General features: G+C 37.5%; 9 protein-coding genes and 1 riboswitch. Of the genes, 1 reads left to right on the plus strand and 8 read right to left on the minus strand.

The features are described 5' to 3' along the window. Positions 1-290: 290 nt before the first annotated feature. The 7 genes from FG383_RS15830 to FG383_RS15860 form a co-directional block, all read right to left on the minus strand. Positions 291-632 (minus strand): YutD family protein, encoded by a 342-nt coding sequence (locus tag FG383_RS15830; protein ID WP_142608364.1) that lies wholly within the window; start codon positions 630-632, stop codon positions 291-293. 14 nt (positions 633-646) lie between these two features. Beyond that, the gene (gene lipA, locus FG383_RS15835) at positions 647-1,582 is read right to left on the minus strand and encodes a lipoyl synthase (protein WP_142608365.1); all 936 of its coding nucleotides are present in this window, start codon (positions 1,580-1,582) and stop codon (positions 647-649) included. A gap of 115 nt (positions 1,583-1,697) precedes the next feature. Further along, positions 1,698-3,269 carry a Na+/H+ antiporter NhaC family protein gene (locus tag FG383_RS15840; RefSeq protein ID WP_142608366.1) on the minus strand — a complete coding sequence of 524 codons (1,572 nt, stop codon included), beginning with the start codon at positions 3,267-3,269 and terminating at the stop codon, positions 1,698-1,700. A 93-nt stretch (positions 3,270-3,362) separates the two neighbouring features. Next, a riboswitch (Lysine riboswitch) is annotated at positions 3,363-3,546 on the minus strand. 47 nt (positions 3,547-3,593) lie between these two features. After that, the gene (gene yunB, locus FG383_RS15845) at positions 3,594-4,370 is read right to left on the minus strand and encodes a sporulation protein YunB (protein ID WP_142608367.1); all 777 of its coding nucleotides are present in this window, start codon (positions 4,368-4,370) and stop codon (positions 3,594-3,596) included. Positions 4,371-4,408: 38 nt separating this feature from the next. Further along, positions 4,409-5,776 carry a bifunctional metallophosphatase/5'-nucleotidase gene (locus FG383_RS15850; RefSeq protein ID WP_142608368.1) on the minus strand — a complete coding sequence of 456 codons (1,368 nt, stop codon included), beginning with the start codon at positions 5,774-5,776 and terminating at the stop codon, positions 4,409-4,411. A gap of 17 nt (positions 5,777-5,793) precedes the next feature. Continuing rightward, positions 5,794-6,612, minus strand: coding sequence for a sulfite exporter TauE/SafE family protein (locus FG383_RS15855; RefSeq protein ID WP_142608369.1), 819 nt, complete (start codon positions 6,610-6,612; stop codon positions 5,794-5,796). Next, on the minus strand, positions 6,612-7,463 hold the full coding sequence (locus FG383_RS15860; protein WP_142608370.1) for a DUF72 domain-containing protein: 852 nt from the start codon (positions 7,461-7,463) through the stop codon (positions 6,612-6,614). Before FG383_RS15860 ends, FG383_RS15855 begins: the two co-directional genes overlap by 1 nt. A gap of 195 nt (positions 7,464-7,658) precedes the next feature. Here FG383_RS15860 and FG383_RS15865 point away from each other — a divergent pair, with 195 nt between their 5' ends. Next, the gene (locus FG383_RS15865; protein WP_142608371.1) at positions 7,659-10,265 is read left to right on the plus strand and encodes a cation-translocating P-type ATPase; all 2,607 of its coding nucleotides are present in this window, start codon (positions 7,659-7,661) and stop codon (positions 10,263-10,265) included. A 505-nt stretch (positions 10,266-10,770) separates the two neighbouring features. On the opposite strand, the gene sufB is transcribed toward FG383_RS15865, so the two are convergent. Continuing rightward, a complete protein-coding gene (sufB, locus tag FG383_RS15870) occupies positions 10,771-12,168 on the minus strand; it encodes a Fe-S cluster assembly protein SufB (RefSeq protein ID WP_142608372.1) in 1,398 nt (465 codons plus the stop codon). Positions 12,169-12,176 lie beyond the last annotated feature (8 nt).

Here is a 12,176-nt window from a genome sequence, read left to right on the forward strand (position 1 = left end):
CATTTACTGGATTCAACAGTCGAAAAACGGAGTAAATTTTGTTTTTAGCGAGTTGATACTGATTAAGTAAGCGATCTCTATTGATTTTCGCTGCAGGCGGCGACTCTTGCCGAGGCCAACAGGACGTTGGTCACGAAGGCATTGCCACACAATGTGGCGCTCTTAACCTTTGTTCCACTTTGGGCTAATGAGCCACCGCAGGCGTACGCCTAAGCGGCTGGGGTGGCTCATCGCTCACCCGCGAAAACAAATCTCTGACAAATAGATCATATAAAAAACCTAGAGCAAGATCATAAATGATCTTGCTCTAGGTTTTCTTGTATTGTTTCATCTATTACTACTGGTTTTACTTTCGGTGCAACTCCCGTTTTTTTGATCAGAAAATAAGCACAGCCAAAATTACAATACTCATACAAATAATCTTTCATCGTACTTATTTTCGTATCAAATGTCGCTTTATGATTCTTATCTTCAAAAAATCCTTTTAGGCGAAGCTGGCCATATCCCCAGTCTCCCATAATATAATCATACTTTGAAAGAATCTCACTATATCGATCCAAAAAAGCATCTTCTTTAAATGCATCCCGATAATCTTCTATTATTTCATACGTAAAACCTTCTGCAACAATCATTCTATCACCATCCATTAGCTATTTTGAGTAGCTAGCAGTTCCTCACCTTGTGCTTGTCTTTGCTTCGCTGCAGCATTTACTTGCTCATCTGCATGATAGCTACTTCTTACGAGAGGACCAGCTTCACAATGAGAGAAACCTTTACTCATTGCAATTTTACGTAATTCCCCAAACTCAGAAGGTGAATAATATTTTAGTACAGGTAAGTGCTTTTTCGACGGTTGTAAATATTGACCAATCGTCATAATATCTACGTTGTTTGCACGAAGATCGTCCATTACTTCTAATATTTCTTCATGTGTTTCCCCTAAACCTAACATTAACGAAGATTTCGTCGGGATACTTGGTTGCATTTCTTTTGCACGACGTAATAGTTCAAGGGAACGATCGTATTTTGCTCTTGCACGAACTCTTGGTGTTAATCGTCGAACCGTTTCAATATTATGGTTTAAAATATCTGGTTTCGCATCCATAATATTTCGGATATTTTGTTCAATTCCTCCCATATCAGAAGGCAATACTTCGATTGTTGTAAATGGATTTTTACGACGGATTGCACGAATTGTTTCGGCAAACACTTCTGAACCACCGTCTTTTAAATCATCACGAGCAACAGCCGTTACAACTACATGTTTTAAATTCATAATGACAACTGAATCTGCAACGCGTTCTGGTTCTGCTAAATCTAATTCGTTTGGTAGACCTGTTTTAACCGCACAGAAACGACAAGCACGCGTACAAACTGCTCCTAAAATCATAAAAGTAGCAGTTCTTCGAGAACCCCAACATTCATGAATATTCGGGCATTTTGCTTCTTCACAAACTGTATGTAAATTATTTTCGCGCATTAATTTTTTTAGACCTTTATAGTCTTCATTCGTATTTAGTTTAATTTTTAACCAATCTGGTTTACGTTGATGCTCTGATTTCGTAGGCTTACAAGATGTCATTTACAGCGACCCCATTCTTTATAAACTAACCACTACTTTGTCAATGTACCATATTATTAGAATTCAAACAACCTTCTGAACTCAGAATTTAGGAGCAAAAAATGAGGTTCAACATTTAACTATTTGCTTCCATTTTGCGTTTACTTTTTGCATTCCAAAAGATGAATAGCACAATAATAATAGCCACCACAGAAAGCATTCCTACTATTACCGAACCAGTCAATCCTAAAACTAAATAACCAATCGCTGCTATGATTGCACTAATAATCGCATAAGGTAATTGTGTCATAACATGATCAATAACATGAACGCCTGCCCCTGTTGCTGACATGATTGTTGTATCGGAAATCGGTGAACAATGATCTCCAAAAACTGCACCTGCTAAAACCGCTGCAAGGACTGGTAATAATAATTCTGGTTCTATCGCCATAATAATACTAGCTCCAATTGGCAATAAAATTCCGAATGATCCCCATGAGGACCCAGTTGCAAATGCCATAAATGCTGTTAAAACAAATAACAATGCTGGAATGACGCCCACCGGAATATTATTGTCCATAACTAGTTTAGCTAAAAATGCCCCTGTTCCCAACGCATTGATCAAGAAAGATAAAGACCATGCAAAAATTAAAATTAATATAGCGGGAAGCATCGAACGGACACCTGTTACAAGTGCTTTCCACACGTAGCTAATGTTTGCTTCTGGATTGGTATTAAATTGTCGTACATACAGTGCAATGGCTAAAATCGTCGCGATCAGACCACCAACAAATAAAGAGAATGGAACATCTGTATTTTCAAAGATGACAAATAAATTTAGGTTATAACCTGAGAGTTTGTAGCCTGTCCAAAACATGGCAGATAGCGTCACGACGATTAATGAAACAATCGGCAATACTAAATCTACTACTTTTCCATAATTATTTTCCGGGAAGTTTCCTTGCAGATTTCCTGGATTTGGTTTGGTCGGATCGAAAAGTTCTCCCGTTTCTAGCGCTTTTTTCTCATGTTTCTTCATTGCTAATAAGTCAAAGTCTGTCCAAGCTATGAAAAACACAATAGCCAACGTCGCAATTACATAAAAATTCATTGGTGCCATTAACATAAATGCTTCAAGTGGTGTATAAGCAGTCACTGCATGCGTTGCAAAAATAACACCAAGCTGACTGATTAAAAAAGCACCCCAACTTGAAACAGGTGACACGACACACACTGGAGCAGAGGTAGAATCGATAAAATAAGCAAGCTTAGCCCGTGAGACACGATGCGAATCAGTAATAGGTCTGGCAATCTGACCAACTGCTAAAGCATTAAAATAATCATCTACGAATATGAGTATCCCTAAAAACATAGTTAATAATTTCGAGCCTCGTCGAGTTTGAATCTTTTTAATCGCCCATGCGGCAAATGCTGTACTTCCTCCAGATAAACTCACAAATGCTGTAACGACACCGAGCATTAAGATAAAGAGCAAAATATAAATATTATAAGCATTTATCCCTTCATCCCAAAAAGAAGTTTTAAATGATTCCCATAAGAGTAAAACCGAATTTACCGGTCCAAAATTCTCTACAAGTAACGCCGCAGAAATAATTCCTACCCCTAGTGATAAAAGAACTCTTTTTGTTACAAGCACCATAATAATTGCTAATAATGGCGGCAATAAAGAAAAAATCGTATTTTCCAAAACTTGTTCCTCCTCCAAAATCTAAAAAAGCCAACCTATACATGCACATAGGTTGGCTTTCACTATTGAATTTAAGCATAAAAATGATTATTTATCCTTTGTAGCTCACCATTTATATTTTTCATATAAATGACAGTGTTATTCTTTTTTAGAATAACCCCAACTAAATATCGTTTGACGAACCATATCTAGCTTCGGCAAAACTTCCTTTCGTATACGATCATAAGCGTCAACTTCCTGTATAGTACTATTAAGCCCTGCAGCCTCTACCTGTTGTATTCATTTTCTCTATTGTAACAGTTGTTTCTGATATTCCTGGTATTTTTATTTTTCAGGTAATGGAATTGGCACCTCTACAGACGGAGCAGAAGATCCATCTCCTCCTGTGTAGATATGAGGAACTTGCCCTTGCACTAATCCCATTGCGACAGGAATATTTTGTTCGACAACACTCATCTTACTAGCAAGTGGAACAATGATTTGGACATTCACTTTAATATGAATACTTACTTCTACATAGGCATTATTAATCCCGAATTCCGTTATTGTCGGTACTACTGTCGACTGCACATTCCCAATTACATGAAATCGAATCGGAATTTTAGGACCTAAGTTACCGATTAGCGGAATATTGGTCGCCTGCCCCATCGGTACAAAAAACACAACTCCTCCTTGATCCTCCATCGTTTGTTTATCGTATTCAATATCATCCAAATAAGGCAAACTCGATAAATTCCCTTTTTCAGCTTGTTCTAGATGCGCTTGCACTAAACTATTAGTGTCAGATAAAACACGATTTATTATTTCTGTATTAAATTTCGTCGTCACCATATTTGTACTACCATTCGTAGATGGTACTTCCTCGATAATATCGTTTACATCTAAAACGTTCGCAGTTCTTGAATTTATCGCTTTACTAATAACCATCGATGCGATTTTATTCGTTTGCACTTCCGCATATTGAAGATACGTTGGAGTCAAGCGGTAATTAACAACATAAAATACGCCAGCAACGGATAAGATGAAAAGCGCTAATAAAATAGCTAATTTCCGCTGAGCAGTAAAAATAGTGAAACGCTGTTTTTTACGATAGAATAGCAAAAAATCCCCCTTATTACATTATGTAATATGGGGGATTGTTATGCCTGACTTAATAAACGATTGCCGTACCATTTAACAACATCACGTATTAACTCCGGCATAAAGTATTCTTTCGTGGCAAATTTAAAGGAAGGAAAAAAATAACCAAATGTAAACATATCTAGTGTCGCTAGTGTATACTCTTTTTTAAGTATTAACGCTTCCCCACCTATAAATAGGTCTCCTTGCTCATCCTCTATCAGTTGCTCAAAAATAATTGCTCCCAAATATTTGCCCCTAAAACCTAGCCCCTTTACTTCCAAGTGTGGCCATTTCTCATTTTTAGAGAGCTCTACAATTTCCAACAATTCTGCGCCTGTTAACGTTATGACGCATGGATTAATCGGATGCGGCAAACAGCGGTGCAAGTCGCTTGCAGTAATCGGACCTTTTGGTAAGTCCGTCAAAAATATACCTGCAGGGAACATCGCACAATCCGCTTTCGTAAATGCAAGCAAAGCCTTACCGAAAAATTGAGACATATCCGAAGGTCCGAACCATTCTTTGTGCAATAGGGCCTCATTGTGAAGAACCGTTTCAGCAAGCTCTTCATTCCCAAGCGCTTCCCATTTTTTCAATTTCAAATCTAAATCTGTCGGTTTTGGTAATGTATGTGTAACATGTAACATAGCCCGCTTCGATACGATTCTTTTTGTCACATGATCATAATCTATTGTCACTTGCCCAACATAAGCACCATACTTTCCGGCAGCGGCTTGTAATGTGTTTCCTATCGTTTTGCCTTCCTCAAAGAAATGATGCGTATGCGAACCTAAAATCAGATCAATTTCCGGTATCCTCTCCGTCATGATTTCATCTTGAGACATCCCTAAATGGGATAGACAAATAAGTACATCAACTTCCTTTTCTATTTCCTTACAAATTTCTTTCAAACGATCTATGGGCTGTTGAATATGCCAACCTAATTGTTCATAATATAAACCGAAATCTGCAGTTGCACCTACAATTCCAATCCGTATTCCAGTAGGCGTAACATGAATTTTATAAGGGAGCACCCAAGAAGGAATATTTCCATTTAGATCTGTAAAATTAGATACAATCACTTCAAAATTTGCGCACGTATATAATGTATCTAAATCCTCATGACTAAGCGTAATTCCTTCATTGTTACCAATAGTGACATAATCATATCCCGCATTATTTAGTAATTGAACATTGCCTTTTCCAAGCGTCCCTTCCGTGAACACATTAGACCGGTCTATATGATCTCCAATATCCAATGTTAAATAGGAATCGTTCGGTCCATGACTTTGATGACGCTCTAAGAGAAACTGATGAATAGCCGGCCAATTTTCTAAATGACTATGTATATCATTCGTATGATAAATTTGGATTGTCTCTCTCATTTTTCAAGCTCCTTTTTTTATAGTAACCCTGCAATAATCGAGCGTACCCCTAATAATAACAGCACTATTCTAAGTGCAAAAACAAGTGAATCTGAATTTAATTTTTTATTTAATTTGGCACCAATTTTCGCACCAATATATGCAGCAGGGATAACGGGAATCGTGTAAAGCCAAGGTACATTTCCGAGCGATATATGGGTTGCCGAATTTACAATCGATGATAAGAACACCATGAACATCGATGTCCCAACCGCAACATGCGGAGGAAACAAGAACAACAATATCATAGCAGGTACAATAATCGATCCTCCACCGATACCAAAAAGACCAGAAGCAAAACCAACCCCGAACGTTAACAGAAGTGCAAACCAAATAGGGTAACCATATACATATGTATCTTTTACATCTGTAAATGTTCGTTTTTTCCCGTTTTCAACAAACCATCTTACCGGTTTTAAACGATCTCGGACTAATAAAAGGGTCGATAAAACAATAAGTAAAATACCAAAATATAAGTTAAAAGAAGGTAAATCTAGCCCCTTATTCACCCATGCACCGAGTATCGTACCCGGAATACTTCCGATGAAAAATATAAATCCACTTCTAAAATCGACCGTTTTCGTTTTCATATAGGAAAGCGTAGAAGAAAGACCTGTGAAAATCATCATGACTACAGAAAGTCCCACAACGCTCTGAGGAGTAATATCAGGAATTAATGCAAGTGTCGTCCCAAAAAACAACACTGCTGGAACTAAAATAACTCCTCCGCCTAAACCTACTAACGCCCCAACTATTCCAGAGAATAGCCCAGCGACTACTAATAATATCCACTCCATTATATCCCACCTTCAAATAAGTCTAATTGTTTCGGAGCAAGTCCTTCAAATTCAATGCCAAGCATTTGTTGAAAAGCTTTCGCATTTTTCGCAGCATGGCCTCCGGAGTTATTATTAAATAATACAACTACTTCTTTTGCTTGTGTTTGTAGTTGCTTCACTATGTTTTGAGTATATGCGAGCTCATCTTTATTATAATCGTATAAATATCGTACTTCTCGCCATTTTTCATTGTTGCCTGGGTTGATCCAACCATATGTATTTCGACCATGTAAACGAACAAGTACTTTATCAGAAGTAGCGATAGGTATTAACGGTACAGAACCTTCCCCAACTTGTGGCTCATCGCACACAGTATGGTGGAGATGATGATTTTTCAAAAAATCAAGTGTTCCTTCTTGAAGTTTAGAAGAATACCAGGATTGATGACGAAATTCTATAGCCAGCTCGAAATCTTTCAATTCCTCTTTCACTCGAAGTATATACTCCACGTTTTCTTTTACACATGTAAACCAAGGGGGAAATTGTACTAACACCATCGAAAGTTTTCCTGCTTCTTTAAACGGTTGAATAGACTCTCGGTAACGCTGGAACATTTCTTCCATCGATTCATAATGGGACTCTCCGCGTAAATGTCCTGTTATTTCTTGATATGCCTTTACGACAAATTGAAAATTATCTGGTGTTTCTTTTACCCATTTTAACGTATTTTTAATTGGTGGAATCGCATAAAATGATGTGTCCAATTCAACAACTGGAAAATGTGCACTGTAATCTTGCAATTTCTCTTTAGCCGTCGATACATACAAATCAGGGTGGTCTCCCCAGCCAGTTAAGCCAATTTTAATCATCTGCTCACCTCTCTATATATTTATTAATATCATATCACTGGTTATAGCTGAGTTACAGTGAAATGAAATGTGATTTCTATTACACAAATGCCTCCTTTTAAAAACCATCTTTTGATAGATTCCTATCATACTGGAATAAAATCAGGAATAGTATTGTTACAGTGTCCAATAATTTTACACTGGAAGGAGAATCGGATGTCGAAATATCATCAACAATCATCGCAGGAAGTTATGAAGATATTGGGCGTGACAAGTCAAGGATTAAATGATTATGATGTCCAAAGCAGACAAGAAGAATACGGCCTTAATAAATTGGTGGAAGGAAAAAGGACAAGTACATTCGCCGTTTTCTTCGGACAATTTAAAGATTTACTAGTCATTATTTTAATGATCGCCGCTTTCATTTCATTTCTATTAGGGGAAGTAGAAAGCACGGTCGTAATAATGATTGTCATTACTTTAAACGCAATTCTAGGCACCGTACAACATGTAAAAGCGGAGCAGTCATTGGACAACCTAAAAGCTCTAACTACCCCTATTGCAAAAGTGTTAAGAAACAATCAAATAGTCGAAATCCCTTCTGAAGATGTAGTAGTCGGAGATATTCTTTATTTGGATGCTGGCGACTATATAAATGCGGATGGTAGACTACTCGAAAGCTATAATCTGCATATTAATGAAAGTTCATTAACAGGCGAATCACTTTCAGTAGAGAAAAATTCCTCGACCATCAAAGAAGAGAATGTCATTATTGGCGATAAAAAAAATATGGTTTTCACAGGAAGCTTTGTTACCAATGGGCGTGGTACTGTCATTGTTACAGCTATTGGAATGGAAACAGAAATCGGGAAAATCGCCAATTTACTAGATACTGCAAAAGAGAAAAAAACTCCACTACAAGTTAGTCTAGATAATTTTGGTGGTAATTTAGCTTTAGGGATTACAATAATCTGTTTAGCCATTTTCACGATTGATCTTTTCCGGGGACGCGAGCTCGTCGATTCATTTATGTTTGCCGTTGCACTTGCCGTTGCAGCCATTCCAGAAGCATTAAGTTCCATCGTCACCATCGTGCTAGCTTTTGGAACACATAAAATGGCAAAGGAAAATGCCATTATACGAAAGCTTTATGCCGTTGAAAGTTTAGGTAGTGTATCCGTTATTTGTTCCGACAAAACGGGAACATTAACTGAAAATAAAATGACTGTTCAACAAGTGTACGTCGACCAAAAAGTTATTCCACATGACCAAATACAAACAAAAAATACGGTGGAGAAAAACCTTCTCTTGATGTCCTTACTATGTAGTAACGCCTCCCTGACAGATCAGAAAGAAATTGGGGACCCTACTGAAATTGCGCTCGTAAAATTAGGAAAGCAATATAACCTTGACGCATTAAACATAAGAGACCACAACCTAAGAGTAGCTGAAATTCCATTTGATTCGGATAGAAAACTAATGAGTACAGTAAATCGCATAAACAATAAAAATATCATGATCACCAAGGGAGCATTAGATGTTCTTCTATCTAAAACTAACAAAATCGTTACGTCTGAAGGAATAATAGATATAACTGAAGTGAATCGTAAAAAAATTGAAGAAGTGAATCACAACTTTTCTATGAATGGTTTAAGAGTGCTTGCAATTACCTACAAGGAAATAAAGCCAAATCGGTCAATTGGTGTAGAAGATGAAAAAGATTTAATCTTTGCCGGATTAATAGCAATGATGGATCCTCCTAGGAAAGAGTCAAAAGCTGCGGTTGAAAGCTGTATTAATGCGGGTATTAAACCTGTCATGATAACAGGGGACCATAAAATAACAGCAATTTCCATTGCCAAACAAATTGGTATTTTAAAAGATCCATCCGAAGCAATCGAAGGACATGAAATTGAACAATTAACCGATAAACAACTACAAGAAAAAGTGCAAGACATCTCCGTCTACGCTCGTGTAACACCAGAGCATAAAATTCGTATCGTGAAAGCTTGGCAAGAAAAAGGAAATGTCGTCGCTATGACGGGAGATGGTGTGAATGATGGACCTGCATTAAAACAAGCCGATATCGGTGTCGCAATGGGGATAACAGGTACAGAAGTAGCAAAAGATGCATCCTCGATGATCTTAACAGATGATAATTTTTCAACGATTGTCAAAGCGATTTCGAATGGAAGAAGCCTTTATACGAATATCAAAAATGCTATTCTATTCCTATTATCAGGGAATGCCGGTGCTATTTTTGTTGTTTTATATGCCACCGTTTTAGGTTTACCTGTCCCTTTTTTACCAGTGCATCTGCTATTTATTAACTTACTTACCGATAGCTTGCCTGCAATTGCAATAGGTTTAGAGCCGCATAATAAAAATATAATGAAGGACAAACCTAGAGATATTCGTACACCATTATTAAGTAAAAAGTTTACAACGCAAGTAGTACTCGAAGGTTTATTAATCGCGATTGCTACTATCATTGCTTTTCGAATGGGATTACAGACAGGAGATACGCTAACAGCAACTACAATGGCATTTACAACATTATGTTTGTCCAGATTAATACATGGCTTCAACTCCCGATCCAAAGAATCGATTTTCAAAATTGGTGTATTTTCGAATAAGTATACGTGGCTAGCATTTTTAATAGGAGTTTTATGTTTACATTGCGTCTTGTTTATCCCGACACTTGCAGATATGTTTGATGTCGCAACATTAAATGGTGTTCAATTAGTATTTATCTATGCATTAGCTACTATGCCGTTTATAGTTAACCAGTGGTATAAATTGTTGTTTGTGAGAAGTAAATAGAGTATAGTTTCCGCAATTTGGGAATAGTGCGTCGCAAACAGTGTCCTCTAGCCTTCGTGCTTGCCGCACTTCGCATGAAATCAACTTGTATTTTAAGAATTGGTTGCTTTAACAGGTAATTTGGTTGCTCTCGCAGTGATTTGATTGCTTTCCCAATAGAATTGATTGCTTTCAATGACCGATCTGTTGCCCTAAGCCATTTATTGGATTCACACAGTCGAAAAACTGTGGAAACTTTGTTTTTAGCAAGTTGGTACTGAATAAGCAAGCTATTTTCGTTGATTTTCGCTGCTGGCGGCGACTCCTGCCGGATGAGTGGGCAAATGAGACATTCCAACGTACGCCTAAGCGGCGGGGATGGCTCATCGCTCACCCGGCGGAAAGCGCCCTACTGCAGTGAAAATCATAGCGGCCACTGTTTACAACGTTTTTTCTATACTGCTCTTAATACAAAAAGGAGACGAACTAATGAAGTTCGTCTCCTTTTACTATTGTTTATAAAAAATTAACCAATTGATCCTTCCATTTCGAACTTGATTAGACGGTTCATCTCAACCGCATATTCCATTGGAAGTTCTTTTGTGAATGGCTCGATGAAGCCCATTACGATCATTTCTGTTGCTTCTTCTTCACTTAATCCACGACTCATCAAGTAGAATAATTGTTCTTCTGATACTTTAGAAACTTTCGCTTCATGCTCAAGAGAAATATTATCGTTCAAGATTTCGTTGTATGGAATGGTATCTGAAGTAGATTGGTTATCCATAATTAATGTATCACATTCGATGTTCGCACGAGCACCCGTTGCTTTACGTCCAAAGTGTACGATACCACGGTAAGTTACTTTACCACCTTGTTTAGAAATAGATTTCGAAACAATAGTAGATGAAGTATTTGGTGCTAAGTGCATCATTTTCGCACCAGCATCTTGGTGTTGTCCTTTACCAGCAATTGCGATCGAAAGTGTCATTCCACGAGCGCCTTCTCCTTTTAGGATACATGCTGGATATTTCATTGTTAATTTTGAACCGATGTTGCCATCAATCCATTCCATTGTTCCGTTTTCTTCCACAACAGTACGTTTTGTAACAAGGTTGTATACGTTATTCGCCCAGTTTTGAATTGTTGTGTAACGGCAATATGCATCTTTTTTAACAATAATTTCAACTACAGCAGAGTGCAGTGAGTTTGTTGTATAAACAGGAGCTGTACATCCTTCTACGTAATGTACAGAAGCACCCTCATCTACAATGATTAGTGTACGTTCGAATTGACCCATGTTTTCCGAGTTAATACGGAAGTACGCTTGTAGTGGTGTATCCACTTTTATGCCTGGTGGTACATAGATAAATGATCCACCTGACCATACAGCTGAGTTAAGTGCTGAGAACTTGTTATCCGATGAAGGAATGACAGTACCCCAGTATTTTTTGAAAATATCTTCATTTTCACGAAGAGCTGAGTCCGTATCTTTAAATACAATACCCATGTCTTCTAGTTCTTGTTTCATGTTGTGGTAAACAACTTCTGATTCATACTGTGCAGAAACACCAGCAAGGTATTTTTGTTCTGCTTCAGGGATACCTAGTTTATCAAATGTTGCTTTGATTTCTTCTGGTACTTCATCCCATGACTTTTGTGTAGCTTCAGATGGTTTTACGTAATACGTAATTTCATCGAAGTCAAGTGAAGCTAAATCTCCACCCCATTGAGGCATCGGTTTAGAATAGAAAATTTCTAACGCTTTTAAACGATAATCTAACATCCATTGTGGTTCATTTTTCATACGTGAAATTTCTTCCACGATATCTTTCGTCAACCCACGTTTTGAACGGAAAATGGATACGTCTTTATCGTGGAAACCATATTTATAATCGCCAATTTCAGGCATTTTTTTTGCCATCGTAATTC

This window comes from Psychrobacillus soli, from assembly GCF_006861775.1.
Taxonomy (GTDB): domain Bacteria; phylum Bacillota; class Bacilli; order Bacillales_A; family Planococcaceae; genus Psychrobacillus; species Psychrobacillus soli.